Annotated in this window: 13 protein-coding genes; 11 read left to right on the forward strand and 2 right to left on the reverse strand. The window is 50.4% G+C overall.

All coding sequences use genetic code 11. The annotated features are described in order from the left end of the window. The first annotated feature begins 1 nt into the window (after position 1). The 8 genes from rseP (at position 2) to DXB70_RS05165 (ending at position 15,549) form a co-directional block, all read left to right on the forward strand. Positions 2-1,129, forward strand: coding sequence for an RIP metalloprotease RseP (gene rseP / locus DXB70_RS05130; protein WP_118672798.1), 1,128 nt, complete (start codon positions 2-4; stop codon positions 1,127-1,129). A 228-nt stretch (positions 1,130-1,357) separates the two neighbouring features. After that, entirely contained in the window at positions 1,358-2,434 is a 1,077-nt protein-coding gene (gene ispG, locus DXB70_RS05135; protein ID WP_106999778.1) for a flavodoxin-dependent (E)-4-hydroxy-3-methylbut-2-enyl-diphosphate synthase, read from the forward strand. Between the two features lie 4 nt (positions 2,435-2,438). Beyond that, positions 2,439-6,947, forward strand: a complete 4,509-nt coding sequence (locus DXB70_RS05140; protein ID WP_118672799.1) for a PolC-type DNA polymerase III — start codon at positions 2,439-2,441, stop codon at positions 6,945-6,947. A gap of 72 nt (positions 6,948-7,019) precedes the next feature. Beyond that, a complete protein-coding gene (locus DXB70_RS05145; RefSeq protein ID WP_117795288.1) occupies positions 7,020-8,294 on the forward strand; it encodes an aminotransferase class I/II-fold pyridoxal phosphate-dependent enzyme in 1,275 nt (424 codons plus the stop codon). 262 nt (positions 8,295-8,556) lie between these two features. Then, the gene (gene cls, locus DXB70_RS05150; RefSeq protein WP_347559591.1) at positions 8,557-10,098 is read left to right on the forward strand and encodes a cardiolipin synthase; all 1,542 of its coding nucleotides are present in this window, start codon (positions 8,557-8,559) and stop codon (positions 10,096-10,098) included. 106 nt (positions 10,099-10,204) lie between these two features. Then, positions 10,205-10,765 (forward strand): DNA-3-methyladenine glycosylase I, encoded by a 561-nt coding sequence (locus DXB70_RS05155; protein WP_118472299.1) that lies wholly within the window; start codon positions 10,205-10,207, stop codon positions 10,763-10,765. A gap of 113 nt (positions 10,766-10,878) precedes the next feature. Beyond that, on the forward strand, positions 10,879-14,058 hold the full coding sequence (locus tag DXB70_RS05160; RefSeq protein WP_118672801.1) for an ATP-binding protein: 3,180 nt from the start codon (positions 10,879-10,881) through the stop codon (positions 14,056-14,058). A 39-nt stretch (positions 14,059-14,097) separates the two neighbouring features. Beyond that, on the forward strand, positions 14,098-15,549 hold the full coding sequence (locus DXB70_RS05165; protein WP_118672802.1) for an AAA family ATPase: 1,452 nt from the start codon (positions 14,098-14,100) through the stop codon (positions 15,547-15,549). A 136-nt stretch (positions 15,550-15,685) separates the two neighbouring features. Here the strand turns inward: DXB70_RS05165 and rpmB are convergent, their stop codons facing one another. Then, a complete protein-coding gene (gene rpmB, locus DXB70_RS05170) occupies positions 15,686-15,871 on the reverse strand; it encodes a 50S ribosomal protein L28 (protein WP_003504147.1) in 186 nt (61 codons plus the stop codon). Between the two features lie 501 nt (positions 15,872-16,372). Between rpmB and DXB70_RS05175 the strand changes: the two genes are divergently transcribed. The 3 genes from DXB70_RS05175 (at position 16,373) to recG (ending at position 20,772) form a co-directional block, all read left to right on the forward strand. After that, on the forward strand, positions 16,373-16,729 hold the full coding sequence (locus DXB70_RS05175; RefSeq protein ID WP_106999821.1) for an Asp23/Gls24 family envelope stress response protein: 357 nt from the start codon (positions 16,373-16,375) through the stop codon (positions 16,727-16,729). A gap of 15 nt (positions 16,730-16,744) precedes the next feature. Next, a complete protein-coding gene (locus DXB70_RS05180) occupies positions 16,745-18,436 on the forward strand; it encodes a DAK2 domain-containing protein (RefSeq protein WP_118672803.1) in 1,692 nt (563 codons plus the stop codon). Between the two features lie 278 nt (positions 18,437-18,714). Continuing rightward, complete coding sequence (gene recG / locus DXB70_RS05185) at positions 18,715-20,772, forward strand: ATP-dependent DNA helicase RecG (RefSeq protein WP_118672804.1); 2,058 nt, start codon at positions 18,715-18,717, stop codon at positions 20,770-20,772. Between the two features lie 136 nt (positions 20,773-20,908). Here recG and DXB70_RS05190 read toward each other — a convergent pair whose 3' ends face one another. Further along, positions 20,909-22,096 carry a ribose-phosphate pyrophosphokinase gene (locus tag DXB70_RS05190; RefSeq protein WP_022359714.1) on the reverse strand — a complete coding sequence of 396 codons (1,188 nt, stop codon included), beginning with the start codon at positions 22,094-22,096 and terminating at the stop codon, positions 20,909-20,911. Between the last annotated feature and the right edge of the window lie 46 nt (positions 22,097-22,142).

The raw sequence follows: 22,142 nt of genomic DNA on the forward strand, positions 1-22,142 counted from the left end.
ATTGGTAAGTTTGCTGGCGGCGCTGATTGTATTCAGCCTGATCGTGCTGTTTCACGAATTTGGACATTTTTTATTGGCAAAACGGGGCGGAATCTGCGTCGTTGAGTTTTCGCTCGGCATGGGTCCTAGACTTTTCAGTTTTGTGAAAGGCGGGACGCGGTACTCGCTGAAGCTGCTTCCGTTTGGCGGTTCTTGTATGATGCTGGGGGAAGATGAAGGGTATGATGCGCCGGGTGAGACGGAAAAAGGGAGTTCCTGCGATCAGAACCAGAGTCTGACAGATGGAAAAACGGATCGGCTCCTGTTGCCTCCGGGCGCCTCCGGGACTTATTTTAATGCAGTTTCTGCCTGGACACGTTTTAAAGTCGTGGTGGCAGGGCCCGTATTCAACTTCATTCTGGCGTGGTTTTGCGCCTTTTTCGTGATCAGCTGTGTGGGCTTTGACCCGGCATCGGTTGTCAGTGTCGAGGACGGCTATCCGGCACAGGAGGCGGGGCTGCAGGCGGGCGATACGATCGAGCGCTTAAATGGCACGCGCACCTATCTGTACCGCGACGTGCAGACCTATCTGCAGTTCCATCCGGGAAAGAGTGTCACGGTGGAGTATGTGCGGGATGGGAAATCCTACACGACGCAGATGGTTCCGCGTTATTCCGAGGAGGCGGGACGCTATCTTATCGGAATCAGCGGCGGCGTTTACCGGAAACCGGCGTCTGTGATTCAGACAGCGCAGTATAGCTTCTGCGAAGTGCGCTACTGGATCCGTGTGACATTCAGCAGCCTTGGAATGATTCTGAAGCGGCAGGTCAGCTCGAACGATATCGCAGGTCCGGTGCGGATTGTGTCGATGATCGGCACGACGGTCAAGGAGAGCCAGAGCTACGGACTTATGATTGTGCTTGTCAATCTGGCCAATATGTGTATTCTGCTCAGCGCCAATCTGGGTGTCATGAACCTGCTTCCGGTTCCGGCGCTGGACGGCGGACGGCTTGTATTTATCATTCTGGAGATGCTGCGCGGCAAGCCGGTTGATCCGGAAAAAGAGGGCATGGTCCATATGGCGGGCATGGCGGCGTTGATGACGCTGATGTTATTTGTATTGTTTAATGATATTAGAAATTTATTGTAATAATTCATGTAACTGTTCAGTAGGTCTGCGCATTTACTGCGCTGACCGTACGAAAACATGGGCCAGCAGGCAAAAATCCCATTGCCGTAGGCAATTTTTGATGGATTTTTGCGCGTGACTGTGAAGGTACTGAACAGTTACTAATTCATTTGATTCAAAGGCATGAAAGATTCGCTCGAAAAAGGCCGGAAATTTTGTGTCGGAGAAGAATGGTTTGGGAGGAACGATATGGGATACCGGGACGAGACGAAAGTGGTGCAGATTGGAAAACGACAGATCGGCGGCGGCAATCCGATTCTGATCCAGTCGATGTGTAATACGAAAACAGAGGATGTGAAGGCGACCGTCGAGCAGATTCTGGCGCTGGAGCACGCGGGCTGCGATATTATCCGTGTGGCAGTGCCGACAATGGAGGCGGCTGCTGCCCTGACGGAGATTAAACGCCAGATACATATTCCATTGGTGGCGGATATTCATTTTGACTATCGTCTCGCGATCGCGGCGATCGAGTGCGGCGCGGACAAAATCCGTATCAATCCGGGAAATATCGGTTCCAGAGAGCGGATCCAGGCGGTGGTTGACAAGGCAAAAGAGTATGGCGTGCCGATTCGTGTCGGCGTCAACAGCGGTTCTTTGGAAAAGCCATTGGTAGAGAAATATGGCGGCGTGACAGCGGAAGGACTCGTTGAGAGTGCGCTGGATAAGGTTGCCCTGATTGAGCAGATGGGTTATGACAATCTGGTTATCAGCATCAAATCTTCGGATGTTATGATGTGTGTAAAAGCACATGAACTAATTGCAAAAAAGACTCATTATCCGCTGCATGTCGGTATCACAGAGGCGGGAACTGTAATTGCGGGCAATATCAAGTCAGCGGTCGGTCTGGGACTGATTTTGAGTCAGGGAATCGGTGATACGATCCGCGTGTCCCTGACAGGCAGCCCGCTGGAGGAGATCAAGTCGGCAAAGCTGATTTTGAAGACGCTGGGCCTTCGTCGGGGAGGAGTGGAAGTTGTTTCATGTCCGACCTGCGGACGCACGCAGATCGACCTCATCGGTCTGGCAAACCAGGTGGAGACGCTGGTACAGGGATATCCGCTGGATATCAAGGTTGCCGTCATGGGCTGCGTGGTCAACGGACCGGGCGAGGCGAAGGAAGCCGATCTCGGGGTAGCCGGCGGTATCGGCGAAGGACTTCTGATACGCAAGGGCGAGATTGTGAAAAAACTGCCGGAGAGTGAACTTTTACCGGCGCTCAAAGCGGAGCTTGACCGGATGGTGGAAGATAAAAAAGCAAAGGAATGATAGAATGAAAACATTTCTGGAGGTATTTCCAGATTTACGTATTGCGGAAAATGTGCGGGGACTGCTTGAAATGGTCGGGATCGAGAAGATCTCGACGAACCGTGACCGGAGCGTGATCCGCGTATACATCGACAGCCCGCGCCTGATGCACAAGCAGAGTATCTACGATCTGGAAAAAGGCATCAAGGAGCAGTTGTTTCCGGGCAAACGGGTGACGATCAAGATTTTGGAGAAATACCATCTGTCCAGCCAGTACACGCCGGAAAAACTCATGAATGTATACCGGGACAGCATTTTGATGGAGCTGAAAAATTACAGTATCCTTCTTTATAATATGTTCCGTAAGGCGGAGATGGATTTTGAAGAAGAAGGATACCTGAAGCTGTCGCTGGAGGACACGATGATCGTGCGCGATAAGGCACCGGAACTGGTGCGGATTCTGGAGAAAATCTTCACCGAGCGCTGCAATGTGCCGATGGCTGTGAAGACTTCCTACCGTCCGGTTGAGAAGAAGAATACTGAGCCGGAGATCATCTACATGAAGCCGCAGGCGGCAGGCGGAAGCGGCGTGGCTGCCGGAGCAGCAGGTGCCAATGAGGCGTATATGGAACCGTCGGGGGCAGAACCTGCCTCTGGCGGTGTCGATCTGCCATTTGACGAGGGAAAGACTGTTTTAAAACCGGTTGGTAAGCTGAAAGCCGGGGGGAATCCGGCAGGAGGCAGAAACCAGGCAGGCAGCGCAAATGCTGGATCTGGCAAGGGCGGCGAGTACCGCCGTTCGGGCTATATGAAGAAATCCGACAATCCGGATGTGCTGTTTGGGCGCGATTTCGATGAGGAGGCGAGCCCGATCGAGGAGTTGGAAGGCGAGGTTGGGCAGGTTGTCATCCGCGGAAAGATCCTGACCTGCGAGCTAAGGGAGCTTCGCAGCGGCAACACACTGTTTATGTTTTCGGTAACGGATTTTACAGATACAATCGGCGTCAAGATCTTTGCACGGGAGGATACGCTGGATGATTTGAAGACGGCGACCAAGGCGGGACAGTTTGTCCGCATCAAGGGTGTTGCCAACATTGATAAATTTGATGGCGAGCTGACGATCGGTTCGGTTTCCGGCATCAAGAAATGCGAAGATTTCACCAGCAAGCGGATGGACAACAGTCCGGTCAAGCGAGTGGAGCTGCACTGTCACACAAAGATGAGCGATATGGACGGTGTTTCCGAGGTCAAGGATATCATCAAACGTGCCAAACAGTGGGGCATGGACGCGATCGCTGTCACCGACCACGGCTGTGTGCAGGCGTTTCCGGATGCGAACCATGCGGTCGATAAGGGCGAAAACTTCAAGATCCTCTATGGTGTTGAGGGCTATCTCGTCGATGATATGAAGGAACTGGCGGAGAATGAGAAAGGACAGACGTTAGATCACACCTGCGTTGTATTCGATATCGAGACGACCGGCTTCAGCCCGATCAAGAACCGCATCATCGAGATCGGCGCGGTGCGTGTGACGGATGGAAAGATTGTGGACAAATTCAGCACATTTGTCAACCCGGAAGTGCCAATCCCCTATGACATTGAACAGCTGACAAGCATCAACGACGGCATGGTAATCAGCGCGCCGACGATCGAAGAGGTTCTGCCGGAGTTTCTGGCATTCTGCGAGGGTGCAGTCATGGTCGCGCACAACGCGTCGTTTGATATCAGTTTCATCAAAGAAAACGCGAGACGGCAGGGAATCACATTCCAGCCGACCGTTCTCGATACGGTTTCGCTGGCGCGTGTCCTGCTGCCGAACCTGAACCGCTTCAAGCTCGACACAGTAGCGAAAGAGCTTAAAATTTCCCTCGAAAACCATCACCGGGCGGTCGATGATGCGGGGGCGACGGCAGAGATTTTTGTCAAGTTCATCGAGATGTTAAAGGCTCGTGATATCGAAAACCTGACGCAGCTCAACGAACTCAGCAAAATGACACCGGAAATGATCCGGAAGATGCCGACCTACCATATTATTATTCTGGCGAAGAATGATGTCGGGCGAATCAACCTGTACCGGTTGATTTCCCAGTCGAACCTGACGTATTTTGCAAAACGTCCGCGGATTCCGAAGAGTCTGCTGGCGAGCCACCGCGAGGGGCTGATTCTTGGGTCGGCGTGCGAGGCGGGAGAGCTGTTTCAGGCGATCCTGCGCGGGATTCCGGAGGAAGAACTGGGAAAAATTGCAAATTTCTACGATTATCTGGAAGTGCAGCCGCTTGGAAACAACGCATTTATGCTGCGGGATGAGAAAAGTTCGGTCAACACCTGGGAGGATCTGCAGGATCTGAACCGCAAAGTGATTGAACTTGGCGAACAGTGGAACAAGCCGGTCTGCGCGACCTGCGATGTCCATTTCCTCGATCCGGAGGATGAGGTCTACCGCCGTATCATCATGGCGAGCAAGGGCTTTAAGGATGCAGACGATCAGGCACCGCTGTATTTGCGGACTACCGAGGAAATGCTGAGGGAATTTGAATATTTAGGCAGCGATAAGGCGGAGGAGATCGTTATCACAAACACGCGCAAGATCGCGGCGATGTGTGAGCGCATTTCCCCGGTACGCCCGGACAAGTGTCCGCCGGTTATTCCGAATTCGGATGATACGCTGCGTACCATCTGCTACAACCGTGCACATGATATGTACGGCGATAAGCTGCCGAAGATGGTAGTCGATCGGTTGGAGCGGGAACTTCACTCGATCATTTCCAATGGATTTGCCGTTATGTATATCATCGCGCAGAAACTGGTTTGGAAGTCGAATGAGGATGGATATCTGGTTGGTTCGCGAGGATCCGTTGGTTCCTCACTGGCGGCGACGATGTCTGGTATCACGGAGGTAAATCCGCTGAGTCCGCACTACTATTGTCCGAGTTGCCATTATTACGATTTTGATTCAGAAGATGTAAAAAAGTTTTCGGGTATGGCGGGCTGTGATATGCCGGATAAGATATGTCCAAAGTGCGGCAAACCGCTGAAAAAAGACGGGTTCGACATTCCGTTTGAGACGTTCCTGGGATTCAAGGGTGATAAGGAGCCGGATATCGACTTAAACTTTTCCGGTGAATATCAGAGCCGGGCGCACAGCTACACGGAGGTCATCTTTGGAAAAGGACAGACCTTCCGTGCGGGGACGATCGGTACGCTGGCAGATAAGACAGCGTATGGTTTTGTGGCGCATTATTATGAGGATAAAGGAATCCGTAAGCGCCGGTGCGAGATTGAGCGCATCGTGTCCGGCTGCGTCGGCGTGCGGCGTACCACCGGACAGCATCCGGGCGGTATCATCGTATTGCCCCTCGGAGAGGAGATTGACACGTTTACACCGGTGCAGCACCCGGCGGACGATATGACGACACGTACCGTCACGACGCATTTCGATTACCACTCCATCGACCACAACTTGTTGAAACTCGATATTCTCGGACACGATGATCCGACCATGATTCGTATGCTGCAGGATTTGACGGGACTCGACCCGGTTAAGGATATTCCACTGGATTCGAAGGAGGTCATGAGTCTCTTCCAGAACACGGAGGCGCTCGGTGTCACGCCGGAGGATCTCGGCGGCTGTAAGCTCGGGGCGCTTGGCATTCCGGAGTTTGGTACAGACTTCGCGATGCAGATGTTGATCGATGCCAAACCGAAATATTTTTCGGATTTGGTGCGGATTTCCGGTCTGTCCCACGGTACGGATGTATGGTTAGGAAACGCGAAAGACCTTATCCTGAGCGGACAGGCGACGATTCAGACGGCGATCTGTTGTCGAGACGATATTATGATTTATCTGATTCAGAAAGGACTCGAAGAGGGACTCTCCTTCACTATCATGGAGTCTGTCCGAAAAGGAAAAGGACTGAAACCGGAGTGGATCGAGGAGATGAAAGCTCACGATGTGCCGCAGTGGTATATCGATTCCTGCCTGAAAATCAAGTATATGTTCCCGAAGGCGCACGCGGCGGCTTACGTTATGATGGCGTGGCGTGTGGCGTACTGTAAGGTATTTTACCCGCTGGCGTACTATGCGGCATATTTCAGCATCCGTGCGAGTGGATTTACCTACAAGCTGATGTGCCAGGGGCGCGATAAGCTGGAGTACCATCTGGCGGAGTACAAGAGCCGGTCGGATTCTCTTTCCAAGAAAGAGCAGGACACGCTGCGCGATATGCGTATCGTACAGGAAATGTACGCGCGCGGATTTGAGTTCATGCCGATCGATATTTACCGGGCAAAAGCCCGCAATTTCCAGATCATAGACGGAAAGCTGATGCCGTCGTTAAGCAGTATCGACGGACTCGGCGAGAAAGCGGCAGACGCGATTGTTTTTGCGGCGGAGGACGGAAAGTTCTTGTCGAAAGAGGACTTTATCAACCGTACCAAGGTTACGAAGACGGTGTGCGATCTGATGGCAGAGCTGGGAATTCTGACGGGGCTGCCGGAGAGCAATCAGCTTTCGCTGTTTGATATGGTGATGTAAAAGAGCCGTACTAAAAAATGGGCTCAATTACTATATAATTATTTAAAAATAAACATATGAAGGAGAAGAAAAATGAAACGTTCAATGGAAACAACGTGCATCCAGGGCGGATGGCAGCCGAAAAATGGCGAGCCGAGAATTCTGCCGATCTACCAGAGCACGACCTTTAAGTATTCAACCAGTGAGCAGATGGGAAGACTCTTTGATCTGGAAGAAAACGGATATTTTTATACCCGTCTGGCAAACCCGACCAATGATGCAGTCGCAGATAAGATCCGTGAGTTGGAGGGCGGCGCGGCAGCAATGCTGACATCCTCCGGACAGGCGGCAAACTTTTATGCGGTATTTAATATCTGCGGCGCGGGCGATCATCTGGTCTGCTCGGCAACCGTATACGGCGGCACATCAAACCTGTTTGTCGTTACGATGAAAAAAATGGGCGTCGATGTTACGTTAGTTGACCCGGATGCGCCGGAAGAGGAGATCGAGAAGGCGATCCGCCCGAACACAAAGTGTATATTCGGTGAGTCGATTGCAAACCCGGCTCTGGTAGTGCTGGATCTGGAAAAATTTGCCCGGATTGCACACAGAAATGGTATTCCATTTATTGTAGATAATACGTTTGCAACTCCGATCAACTGCCGTCCGTTCGAGTGGGGCGCAGATATTGTAACGCATTCTACTACAAAATATATGGATGGACATGCGATGACCGTCGGCGGCTGCATCGTGGACAGTGGCAACTTTGACTGGGAGGCACATGCAGATAAATTCCCGGGTCTGACGACGCCGGATGAGTCTTACCACGGCATTATTTACACGAAGAAATTCGGTAAGGCGGCTTATATCACCAAGGCAACCGCACAGGTAATGCGTGATCTCGGTTCCATCCCGTCCCCGCAGAATTCCTTCTTATTGAATATCGGTCTGGAGACACTGCATCTGCGTGTGCCGCGCCACTGTGAGAATGCACAGAAGGTCGCCGAGTATTTACAGAGTCGTGAAGATGTGGCCTGGGTGAATTATCCGGGACTTGAAAATGATAAATACCATGCACTGGCGCAGAAATATATGCCGAACGGTACATGCGGCGTTATTTCTTTCGGCTTAAAGGGCGGTCGTCAGGCAGCTGGCGAGTTCATGGATAAGCTGAAACTGGCAGCCATCGTAACCCATGTTGCCGATGCGAGAACCTGCGTTCTGCATCCGGCAAGCCATACTCACCGTCAGCTCTCCGATGAGCAGCTCAGGGAGGCAGGCGTTGATCCAAGCCTGATCCGTTTGAGTGTCGGAATTGAGAATGTGGATGATATCATCGAGGATATCCGTCAGGCGCTGGAGGACTAAAATGCCAAGAATGGCGATATAACAGCTTTATGCCGGGTATCCGTGAGATGTTTCAATGCGGTTGTTAAAATGAGCGCTTACAACGACAGGTCAGTCGGGATGACACATAAATCTGTGTTAGTCTCTGGCTGACCTCTTGTTTTATTTGCAAAAATCTGTCATACTATGAGAGATGGCACTGTAGTTTTAAATGATATGGCAGATGCCCGATGAACAAGATAGAGAAATGGACTGGTAGAAAATGGAGAAAATACTTAAAAAATTGAAAAAACTGCTGCGTCTGATTTTCGGTCGTACCACGCTGGGAACGCTGTTTCTGCTGATACAGATTCTTGTGCTCTTTGCCGGGTTTGACTGGTTTAGAGAGTACCTGATCTATATGTATGGCGGATCTGCGATACTCAGTGCCCTGATATTGATCTATATTATCAGCGATGAAGGAAACAGCACGATCAAGCTGTCCTGGGTTGTGCCGATTCTGGTATTTCCAGTGTTTGGAACGCTGTTTTATCTGTTTTTGACGCTGCAGCCTGGCACGCACCGTATTAACCGGCGGATCGAGGAAGTTGGGACAAAACTGCGTCCGTACCTTTTACAGGATCCGGAGGTGCTGGCACACTATGAGAGCATCAGCGCCAGTGGCGGCAATCTCGTCCGCTATATGAACCAGTACGGACGTTTCCCGGCGTATGAAAATACGGGGGCACGTTATTTCCCGCTGGGAGATGATATGTTTCCAGTATTATTGGAAGAACTCAAAAAAGCGGAACATTTTATATTTATGGAATATTTTATCGTAGAACACGGAGTGATGTGGGATGCGATTTTACAGGTGTTAGAGACGAAGGCCGCCGAGGGCGTGGAAGTCCGATTTATGTATGACGGCATGGGAAATCTCTTCACGCTGCCGCACGGCTATGAGAAGGCGATGCAGGAGAAGGGGATTCAGTGCAAGATTTTTGCGCCGGTGCGTCCGGCTCTCTCGAGTTATCAGAATAACCGCGATCACCGGAAGATCTGCGTGATTGATGGTCATACTGCGTTTACCGGAGGCGTGAACCTGGCGGATGAGTATATCAACCAGCGGGTGCGCTTTGGACACTGGAAGGACACGGCAGTCCTGATCAAAGGAAAAGCCGTGGATAGTTTTACGATGATGTTTCTGCAGCTCTGGGATGTGACGGAGCGGGATGGCGAGGAGTACCGCCGATTTTTATGTCCGCCGGAATTTCATATGCCGGCGGGGATGGATTACGGCGGCTTTGTGATGCCGTATGCGGACAGCCCGCTCGACGGGGAAAATGTCGGCGAGTCGGTGTACCTCGATATTTTAGGGCGTTCACGCCGGTATGTGCACATCACGACTCCGTATCTGATTCTCGACGATACGACGCTGGCGGCGCTCAAGTTTGCGGCAAAACGCGGCGTGGAGGTCATTATTATCATGCCGCATATACCGGATAAGTTATATGCGTACCTGCTGGCTCGCAGCTATTACGCGGAGCTTCTGCGGGCTGGTGTCCAGATCTATGAATACACGCCGGGCTTTATCCATGCGAAGATGTTTACGAGCGACGATGAGAAGGCGGTGGTCGGAACGATCAACCTTGATTTCAGAAGCCTGTATCTGCATTTTGAGTGCGCGTCCTATTTCTTCCGCAATGCGGTTGTGATGGATGTGGAAGAAGATTTCCAGAAAACACTTGCAAAGAGCGAGCGGATCACTCTGGAAAACTGCCGGAAGTATCCGTTTATCCGGCGGTTTGCGGGGAAGGCGCTGCGGATTCTGGCGCCGCTTATGTAGAACTTCAAAACGATAGATATGGCATATTTATGTTTTCTTGAATGAAAAACAAGGATAAATAAGCAAAAAATGTGAGAGCAAATGACGAACAGGGAGAGATAAACGTATGGAATGGCACGATGGAAAACACCGCTGCCGCTGGGCGAATCCAAAGAATGAATTGTATATCCGTTACCACGACGAGGAGTGGGGAAAGCTGGTTCGGGATGATGCGAAGCTCTTTGAGATGCTGATCCTTGAATGCTTTCAGGCAGGGCTTTCGTGGGAGTGCATTCTCAATAAGCGGGAGGCATTCCGCGCCGCGTTCGATGAATTTGACCTGGACAAGGTGTGCGGTTACGACGAGGCGAAGGAGGAAGCACTCCGGACCGCCCCGGGAATTGTACATAACCGGCTGAAAATTCATGCCGCTGTCACGAATGCACGGATATTCCGGGAAATTCAGAATGAATATGGGAGTTTTGACGCGTATCTGACTCACTGGACAGGAGATGCGGTGATTCATGAGACAGGCAAGGTCAGCTCGCCGCTCTCAGATGCAGTGTCGGCAGATCTCAAAAAGCGTGGGATGAAGTTTGCCGGGACGGTGATTATTTATTCGTATCTGCAGGCGGTCGGGCGGATTGAGTCGCATGAGGATGGATGCTTTCTGGAATATAAGATGTAAAATAACAAGATGGCAGGTGCAGGAAAAAGGGCGTACCAGAAACATGTCGCAAGCGACCGCGCTTGGCGCGAGAATGTGCCAAGGCACATTCTTTTTCACGGGAGGACGGAGCGATGGATTCCGAGAATGCGAATAAGAGTAAGAAGAAAAAGACTTCAAACATAATACAGATCTGCATCGGCGTGCTGGCGGTTGTGCTGGCGGCACTGATTATCGTGATGATGGGAATTGTCTCCAGTATTCAGGGAACGGCGCGTGTGGTCAATTATGCGGGACTGGTGCGCGGAAAGACACAGCGTATCATTAAATTGGAAATTTCCGGTCAGCCGGAGGATGGTATGATTCAGGATATTGAGGCCTTCGTCGACGGTCTGCGAAATGGCAATGGCGAACTGGGGCTGGTGCGCCTTGATGACGGGGCGTTTCAGAGTAAGATGCAGGAGTTGGAGGAGTACTTTGCCGCGCTTCACTATGAAATCCTGCGTGTCCGAGAAGTCGGCTATGAGAATACAGAGATCATTGATAAGAGCGAGCGGTTCTTTGAAATCTGTGATGAGGCGACGGGACTGGCGGAGGCGTATTCCCAGAGGAAGGCATCCTCGCTGACGGTAATTGAAAAATATATCACGATTGATATTATTGTTCTGATGCTTCTGATTGGATATGAATTTATCAAGGCGGTGCGCTTTGCGGCGATGAACCGTGCGCTGCAGAAAAAGGTGTATTTGGACAAGGCGACCGGACTTCCCAATAAGAATAAATGCGAAGAATTGCTGGATGATCCGGAACCGGCGGCAGAGAATGTGGGAGTATGCAGTTTTGACCTGAATAATCTCCGCCGAATCAACAACAGCATGGGGCATGAGGCGGGGGATGCCTACATCAGGCGGTTCGCCGTCTGCCTGCGCGCGTCCATGCCTGCGGAACAGTTCGTAGGGCGGGACGGCGGCGATGAATTTATTGCCGTTACGCATGGTCTGGATGAGGAGGCCATGCGGGAATGCCTCACCCATGTGCGGGAGGCGATGACAGAGGAGTCAAAGGGATATCCGGATATGCCGCTCAGCTATGCGGCCGGGTATGCACTTGCCAGTGATTTTCCGGGCAGTACGATGCGGGAGCTTTTCAATTTTGCCGATAAAAATATGTATATCAACAAAAACCATGTAAAGCGCGAGGAAGCGGCAGCGGAAAAACGGCTGGATTTCCGCCTGCTCAAGCTTTTAAACCGGTTCGGGAGAAACTTTTCGGATTGTCTCTACTGTGACGCGCACATGGATACCTACCGGACACTCCGTGCCAGTGTTGATTTCTTCCTGGCGTCGGACGGAAGCTATTCCGGTGCGGCGGAGCAGATAGCAACGGAACGAGTGCCTCGTGCTGACCGCGCCTACATCCGCCAGAGTCTGCAGATTTCAAAGCTTTCCGGGAAGCTGCAGGCGGAGGGAGATCTACTTGAATTGCAGTATGACACTAACGATCAGGGACTCTACAGCCGCCTGACGCTGATCCCGGTAGATTGGGATGAGAAAGGAAAGCTGCATCATTTCCTGCTGGCATTTGAGACGATCCGGAAAAGTTCAGAAGGACGGGCAGATGCGAAGGAACAGCTGACGCTTTATTATGAACAGCTCAAACAGTCGATTCTGGAAAATGACAGCTATGTGGATGCACTCCTGGATCTGTCGGATATGATATATACAGTTAATTTGACAAAGGATCTTCTGGAGAAGGGTGTTGTTCTGAATGGAAAAGAAGAGAGATGCCGGGAGCTATTTATGGACTATCCGCTGCCGTGCTCTTACCGTGATTATTGCAGTGAATATATGAAGATGGTCACCCAGGAGACCTTGGGAAGCTATCGCATAGCAGATGATCCGGCTAAGCTTTTGAAGCGGTTTGAGGCAGGGGAGAAACATATTTCCGTGGAATACTGTATCCAGGAGGAGGATGGCACGATCTGCTGGGTACAGAAAACAGTTCTGATGACGCAGACGATCGTGTTTGATACGGAGCTTTCTTGTGAGATGCCGGTGGTTCATGCGATCATTCTTCTGCAGGATACGTCGCAGATGCACGCGCGGGATGAACAGGAGCACGCGCGCTTGCAGGCGGCATTTGATGAAATGCGGACGGCAAACCGGGCGAAAACAGATTTCTTAAGCCGCATGAGTCACGATATCCGGACACCGCTCAATGGCATTATCGGGCTTTTGAAAATCGATGAGGCACATTTTGATGATAAGGAGATGCTGATGGAAAATCACCGGAAAATGCAGGTGGCGGCGGGGCATCTGCTGTCCCTCATCAATGATGTGCTGCAGATGAGCAAGCTGGAAGAGGGAAAGATCATTCTGGCACATGATTATATTTCATTGGCAGAGATGACGCGCGATATCGTGAGCATCATCATCGAGCGCGCGGTAGATGCGGGCATTCAATGGGAGTATGATAAAAGAAAAGCGGAGATTCCGTATCCGTATATTTATGGAAGCCAGCTCCATCTGCGCCAGATTTTCCTGAATATTTATGGAAACTGCATCAAATACAATCGTCCGGGCGGAAAAATCAGTACCAGGGTGGAGGCGCAGGATGTACGGGACGGCTGGTGCGTCTATAGGTGGACGATCTCGGACACGGGAGTTGGCATGAGCCAGGAATTTCTGGATCACATCTTTGACCCGTTTGCACAGGAGAAAAATGATGCGCGTAGTGTTTACCAGGGAACTGGGCTTGGCATGACGATCGTCAAAGGGCTGATTGAACAGATGCACGGAAACATCGAGGTGACGAGTGAGGTCGGCATTGGAACGACGTTTGTGGTGGAAATTCCATTTGAGATTGCACCGCCGCCGGAGGAGTTCCCGGTTAAGGAAGCAGCGCCGTCAGGAGATATTCACGGTTTGAAGCTGCTTTTGGCGGAGGACAATGAGTTGAATGCAGAGATCGCGGAAACACTTCTGACCGATGCGGGTGCCCATGTCACGATTGTGAAGAACGGGAAGAAAGCAGTAGACTGCTTTGAGGCGGCACCTCCGGGGACGTTCGATGCGATTCTCATGGATGTGATGATGCCAGTGATGGATGGTCTGGCTGCGACACGCGCGATCCGGGCGATTCCGCGGGCGGATGCAAGGCAGATTCCGATTCTTGCCATGACGGCAAATGCCTTTGAAGAGGATGCCAGGCAGTGCTTGGCAGCTGGGATGAATGTGCATCTGGCAAAACCACTGCAGATGGATAAGGTGCTGGCGGCGCTCATGGAGTGCTGCGGCAAAAAGAGGGATCTATAAAGTTTGGAAAGGGCGAAAAGGAACGTAGGCGGTACAGGTATGAAAGCAATCTCTATTTACACGATTACCCGAAATCAGAATACGGAATACCTTCAAAAGCTGGAACGACAGCTTTCGGGGCGGGATGTGTTTCTGAAAATACGGGAATGGGAGCTGGACAGCATGAAAGCGCTTGTTTCGGAGTTGGAGAGACATATGCAGGCGGTGTACGCACTGCGTTTTTTCTATTCGTTTCAGATTCCGAGACTGGGGAAAGAGTTTGATCTGCTTCAGATCAAGGAAGAACAAATTTTAAACCTTGAATTAAAGAGCGGACAGGTGTCGGATGAGGCGATCAGCAAGCAGCTCATACAAAACCGGTATTATCTGGCGGCGCTGGGAAAGCCGATTCGTTCGTACACTTATATTAGCAGCCAGAACAGCCTGGTGCGTCTGACGAATCATGACCGCATTGTGGAGGCGGACTGGGAACAGCTCTGCCGGGATTTGCAGCAGGAGAGTGCTGATTATCCAGGCGATATCGAAGACTTGTTTCAGGCGGAGCTGTACCTGATTTCGCCGCTCACAGAGCCGGGACGGTTCTTAAAGAAAGAATATTTCCTGACATACCAGCAGAGGGATATTGAACGCCAGATTTTAAAGAAAATCCGGGCAGACCGGACGGGATATTTCTGGTTTACCGGGCTTCCGGGGACGGGAAAAACGCTGCTTTTATATGATATTGCGATGAAACTCTCCGGGCGGCAGCGGGTGTGCATGATCCACTGCGGTGAAGCGGGAAAAGAGTGGAAGGTGCTGCATGAGCGGCTGCGGCGGGTGGAGTACCTGGCGGAGGATAGTGTTCAAACGGGAGCGGAAATCAGGTTTGAAGCATACAGCGCGATCTTAGTAGATGAGGCACACCTTCTGTCGCCCAATACATTGGAAATTTTGCTGGAGATCGGCAAAACGCGTCCGGTTATTTTTTCCAGTAACTGTGAGGATATGATTTCGCCGGAAGAATTGGATCTGGGTGCAATAAAGCTCTTGGGGGAGCAGCCGGGAATCCAGACATTCCACCTGACGAATCGGATCCGTGCGAATGCAGAACTTTCCTATTTTATACAAAATATGATGCACCTGCCGCACGGACGCGGAATGCGGCACTATCCCCATGTCGCGGTGGTTTATGCCAACGATGAGTCAGAAGCAGCTAATTTGCTGAATGATTACATCCGTCAGGGATATGAGTGCCAGGAATCCGATTGGCAGGAAAAACTGGAAAAGCAATCCGATTCTGCCGTAGAAATACAATCTCGCCATACGCGAGAAGTCGATCGCATGGTGCATCGGCTGGATGGGCGCTATTATTATGATGAAATGGGATATCTGCGCTCGACAGAGCGCGATGTGAGAGCTCTTTTTTATCAGCTCAGCGAGGCAAAAGAAGAACTGGCGCTGGTGGTGATGGGAAATGAGAAGCTGTATGGAACGCTGCTGAACTTGTTTTAGGGTGTTTTGAAGGAAAGGTTTTATATAAAATGTTGGAATGTGCTCAAAAAGCATATTTCCAACATTTGTTGTCGCTCTTTATGCTAAGAACAAGAAAAAAGCCTCAGGCAGACACCTGAGGCCAGTTAAACTCGATTTAGGCTCTTTCAACTAAACCGGATCTTAAGCAAGAAGTACATACATACATCTTCTGAGCTCCGCCATTAGTTTTAACCTTAACAGACTTAACGTTAGCTTTCCACATTTTGTTAGATCTTCTATGTGAATGACTCACTGCATTACCAAAATGAGCAGCTTTCTCGCAGATTGCACACTTAGCCATCGTAGCACCTCCTTAACCGATCATTGGACTTCCTATTAAAATCCATAACAAAGGTATAATAGCAGAAAATAGGAAAATATGCAAGTGAAAAACCAAAAAAAATAAAAAAAGTTTTCGACAGATGTCTATTTTCTATTTCCTTTTTAACGTGGGTGGTGTATAATATACGCGTAAGCCATGAGTCATGCGGATAAAAAAGGCTGAAAAACGGTGTTGTGCTTGCACATAAGCCGTATTTCAGACATTTTTATCCATAGGGCGAAGCCCGTGAGCGAGATGGAGCGAAGCGGAATCGAGCTGCATGACGGGGTAGAGAGACGCATATATTTCATTCCACGCGCCGACACAGGAGCCGCCCCGGCTCCGCATGTCCAGCCCGTGAAGTACTCATCCCACGCGCCGACACAGGAGCCGCTCCGGCTCCGCATGTCCAGCCCGTAAAAAATCATGGCATAAAATTCGAATCAAACAAAAACAAGTAAAGAAACGGAGGCTGTCAATATGAAAGGACGCATCGACAATAAAATGGGTTCGATCCAGATCGATCCGGAAGTAATTGCAATGTACGCCGGAACGACAGCAGTAGAATGCTTCGGTATCGTTGGCATGGCGGCTGTCAGTATGAAAGATGGTCTGGTAAGACTGCTTAAAAAAGAAAGCCTGACACACGGTATCAACGTAGCCATCAAGGACAATGCACTCAGCATCGATTTCCACGTAATCGTGGCATACGGAGTCAGCATCTCTACCGTTGCGGACAACCTGATCGAGAGTGTAAAATATAAAGTAGAAGAGTTTACTGGCATGAAGGTTGAGAAAATCAGCATTTATGTTGAAGGCGTAAGAGTGATAGATTAAGGAGGAACAAACCCTGTGGGCATGAATTATATAGATGCCGGGATGTTAAAGAATGCATTTCTGGCTGGAGCAAAGGGCCTGGAGGCCAACAAGGAATGGATCAATGAGCTGAACGTATTTCCTGTTCCAGATGGAGATACCGGTACGAACATGACGATGACGATTCTGTCAGCCGCCAGAGAAGTGGCAGCCGTTGAAAATCCGACGATGGAGGCGCTGGCGCGAGCGATTTCCTCCGGTTCCCTGCGCGGCGCACGAGGCAATTCCGGCGTTATCCTTTCACAGCTCTTCCGCGGATTTACGAAAGAGATTAAGACGGTAGATGTCATTACGACGAGTGTTCTCTCAGACGCATTTAACCGTGCGACGGAGACAGCTTATAAGGCAGTTATGAAGCCGAAGGAAGGTACGATTCTGACTGTTGCCAAGGGAATGGCGGATAAAGCAGCAGAACTGGCACCGCAGACCGAGGACGTACTTGAATTTTCAGAGAAAGTATTGGAGTACGGCGAATATGTTTTAAGCCAGACACCGGAGATGCTTCCGGTTCTGAAAGAGGCAGGTGTAGTGGATTCTGGCGGACAGGGTCTGATTCAGGTTATCAAGGGCTGTATTGAGGGCTTAAAAGGGAAAGTCGTGGATATCGACGCGGCAGTTACTCCGTCTGTATCGGGAAATAGAGCGGCAAAAACAGCAACAGGCGTCGGAAGCACGCAGGCAGCGGATATCCGTTTTGGTTATTGTACGGAATTTATTATCAATGCAGAAAAACCGGCGGGTGAGACGACAGAGCAGGAACTGAAAGATTATCTGAGTACGATCGGCGACTCCCTGGTAGTTGTGGCAGATGATGATATTGTCAAGATTCACGTTCATACAAACGATCCAGGTCTGGCGATTCAGAAAGCACTGACCTACGGTTCCCTGTCCCGCATCAAGATTGACAATATGCGCGAGGAACATCAGGAGAAACTGATCAAAGATTCCGAACGTCTGGCGGCACAGCAGAAGGCAGAAGAAGCCAAAGAGAAGAAGGAAGAACCACGCAAGAAATATAGATTTATCGCCGTATCGGTCGGAGAAGGTCTTTCTGAGATTTTCAAGGGCATCGGCGCTGACTATATCATCGAGGGCGGACAAACGATGAATCCGAGTACGGAGGATATGCTGGAAGCAATCGAAAAAGTCCATGCCGAGACAGTTTACATTCTGCCGAACAATAAAAATATTATTCTGGCGGCAGAGCAGGCAAAGAGCCTGTCAGAAGATACCAAGGTATATGTAGTTCCGTCCAAGACGGTTCCGCAGGGTATCACGGCGCTGATTAATTTTGCTCCGGATCTGACGGCGGAAGAAAATATGGAACAGATGTCTGAGGAGATGAGCCACGTTAAGACCGCTCAGATTACCTACGCAGTCCGCAATACATCGATCGATGGTATGGAGATCGCAGAGGGCGATATCATGGGGATCGGCGACAGCGGCATGCTGGCAGTTGGCAAGAATATCGAGGAGACCGCGATGGAGTCACTTCGTAAGATGGTAGATGATGAGTCTGAGCTTGTGACGATCTATTATGGTGAGGATGTCACGGAAGAGGACGCAGAGGCATTCTGTGAGAAAGCCCGCAAAGAATTTACATCCTGCGAATTTGAATGCCAGAATGGCGGGCAGCCGATTTACTATTATATGATTTCGGTAGAGTAGATTTAGGTCGTTTAAAGTGATTGAAATGCGTTAAATGAATCTGCACGATTGGCTGAGAAAATGCAGATAACGAGAAAATGAATTTTCTATGTGATGGCGCAGATAAAACATTTGACGTATAAAACAAAATAATTCATAAGTATGAAATGAGGCAGGTCAGGGGAGAGATCCCTGCGTCCTGCCTCTCTTTCATTCCAATGTATTCCCGGATTTTTTGTCCGGTAACTGTCCGCGTGGCTGATTTTCCGGAGAATATTCTGAAAAGCAGGAGGAGATAAATGGAACAGCAGAATATAATCGCTGTCAAGGGCATCGGTGAAAAGACGGCAAAGCTATTTCAAAAAATAGGCGTGGAAACGGTGGAAGAACTGCTCCATTATTATCCGCGTGCTTATGATGAGTTTAAGGAACCGCAGCCGATCGCGGAACTGAAGGAAGATACGATCGCGGCAGTCGGCGGAATCCTGGCAAAAACGGCGGATGTGGTGCGGTATGGAGCGCGCCTGCAGGTTACGACGGCTGGATTGCGGGACAGCGGAGGCACACTGGCGCTGGCATGGTACAATATGCCCTATCTGCGCGGGACGCTCAAGGCGGGGGAACGCTTTATTTTCCGTGGCCGTGTGGTAAAAAAAAGGGGAAGACTTACGATGGAGCAGCCGGAGATCTACCGCCCGGAACAGTATGCGAAAGTCGTGTCGTCTATGCAGCCGGTTTACGGACAGACGAAGGGACTTGGCAATAAGACGATCGCAAAGGCAGTCACGGAAGCCCTCACGATGCACCAGATGGAACGGGAATATCTGCCGACTGGTCTGCGGGAAAAGTACGGATTGGCGGAAATCAACTATGCGCTGGAGCACATCCATTTTCCGGCAAACCGGGAAGAACTGATGTTTTCCCGGAAACGTCTTGTGTTTGATGAATTTTTCATGTTCCTGATGTCAGTGCGCCTGCTCAAAGACAAAAAAGAAGATAAAAAGAGCGCATATCCATTTACGATTTCTGGGGAAATGGCGTCGGTGGAAGAGCGCCTCCCATATGCTCTGACCGGGGCACAGAAAAAGGTAATCCGGGAGGTGTACGCCGATTTGTCCGGCGGGCATATCATGACCCGATTGATTCAGGGTGACGTTGGTTCGGGTAAGACGATTGTGGCGATTCTGGCGTTGCTGCAGGCGGCGGCAAATGGATATCAGGGGGCGCTGATGGTGCCGACGGAGGTACTGGCGCGCCAGCATTACGAGTCGATGACCGAATTGTTTGCGTCGCTGGGAATCACATATCGTCCGGTGCTTCTGACCGGTTCGATGACAGCGAAGGAAAAAAGGCTTGCCAGAGAGTCGATTGAAAATCATGAGGCAGATATCGTGATTGGAACCCACGCGCTGATTCAGGAAAAAGTGGTGTACGACAATCTGGCATTGGTAATCACGGATGAACAGCACCGTTTTGGAGTGGCACAGCGGGAAATGCTGAGCAAAAAAGGCGGCGAGCCGCATGTGCTTGTCATGAGTGCGACGCCGATCCCGCGGACGCTGGCGATTATTTTATATGGGGATCTTGATATTTCCATCATCGATGAACTTCCGGCAAACCGGCAGCCGATCAAGAACTGTGTCGTGAACCGTGAATTTCGCCCGAACGCCTACCGTTTTATCGAAAATGAAGTCCGCGCCGGCCGTCAAGCATACGTCATCTGCCCGATGGTCGAGCCGAGCGAGATGCTGGAGGCAGAGAACGTCATCGATTATACCGAAGAGCTGCGCCGCGCCCTGTCCCCGTCGATCCGGGTGGAATATCTGCACGGAAAGATGAAGGGAAAAGAAAAAAATGCGATCATGGAAGCATTTGCGGCAAATGAGATTCATGTGCTGGTATCCACCACGGTCATCGAGGTCGGAATCAATGTTCCGAATGCCACCGTTATGATGATCGAAAATGCCGAGCGTTTCGGTCTGGCGCAGCTCCATCAGCTCCGCGGGCGCGTCGGTCGAGGAAAAGACCAGTCCTACTGCATCATGGTCAACGCCTCCGGCGAGGAAGACGCCGGAAAGCGGCTGGATATTCTCAATAAGTCAAATGACGGCTTCTACATCGCCTCCGAAGACTTAAAACTGCGCGGTCCCGGAGACCTCTTCGGCGTCCGCCAGAGCGGTGATCTCGAATTCCATTTAGCAGATATATTTGCAGATGCAGATATATTGAAGGCAGTTTCGGATGAAGTGAAGAAATTAATGGATAAAGATCCGCTGTTGGAGGCGGAGGAGAATCAAGAGCTGAAACGGAAGATGAATGGATATTTAGAGAGAGGATGGGAGAAGGTGAATTTGTGATGGGGATGGATTGAATTGCAAATCGCGGTTTGAGTAGATTAATTAGAAAAAACTCCTGCATACACAGAATGAAGATTTATCTGTTTATGCAGGAGTTTTTTGAAATTTACAGCCGTTTATCAGCCGTCAATTCTCATTACATCTGTCCCTCGTTATACCGCTTAATCAGCTTCTGGATCTTCGCAGTCGGTGTCAGTGCGTTCTCCAGAGATACGTTATGGTTCAGGGAGTTGATGATTGCAGCGATAAATTTGCTCATATCAGCTTCTACATACCAGTCACGTTTAAGAAGTTCCGGCGTGTGGTAGTTTAAGTTGGTGGTTACAACGCAGTCGAGGTAACCTTTTGCGAAAAATTCGTCGAATTTCTCAAGTCCGTTGGTGAACAGACCGAAGGTAGCGCATACAACGACGCGTTTTGCCTTGCGCTCTTTGAGGGCGCGGCAGGTGTCCAGCATGCTCTCGCCGGAGGAGATCATGTCATCGATGATGAGAACGGTCTTTCCTTCAACGGAAGAACCTAAGAACTCATGGGCAACGATCGGGTTACGTCCATTGACAACACGGGAGTAATCGCGGCGTTTGTAGAACATACCCATGTCAACACCCAGGTTGTTTGCCAGATATACGGCGCGGGACATAGCGCCCTCGTCCGGGCTGATAACCATCAGGTTGTCCTTGTCGATCTTTAAGGTTTTGTCATGGTTCAGTAATGCCTTGATAAACTGGTAGGTCGGCATGAAATTATCAAAACCGCTTAACGGAATGGAGTTCTGTACACGCGGGTCATGTGCATCGAAGGTAATGATGTTGCTTACGCCCATCTGAATCAGTTCTTCGAGCATCATCGCGCAGTCAAGGGATTCACGACCGCTGCGCTTGTGCTGGCGTCCTTCATATAAGAACGGCATGATAACATTGACACGATGTGCGGTAGCAATGGATGCGCCGATGATACGTTTTAAATCCTGATAATGGTCGTCCGGGGACATATGATTGGTAAATCCGCTCATTTTGTAGGTCAGGCTGTAGTTGGTTACATCGACCATGGCGTAAATATCGGTACCACGGACAGACTCATTGACGATGCCTTTTGCTTCACCGCTTCCGAAACGCGGGCACGCGCAGTCAAGCATGTAGGAATCAGCATCATAGCCGCGGTACTGTAAATTTTCCTGACGTTTTTTCAGGACTTCAATATCGTTGCGGCGGAAATTGATAATGTGGGAGTTGACTTTCTCAGCCAGATCCCGGCAGCTCTCCAGTGCGGCAATTTTAAGCGGCGCAACCGGAAGCGTGTCATTAAACACGTAGTCATTCGACATGATTATACCTCCAAACAGTGTAGGTCCTTCGATGCATGCGGGCAGA

Source organism: Clostridium sp. OM05-5BH (assembly GCF_003481505.1).
Taxonomy (GTDB): domain Bacteria; phylum Bacillota; class Clostridia; order Lachnospirales; family Lachnospiraceae; genus Otoolea; species Otoolea fessa.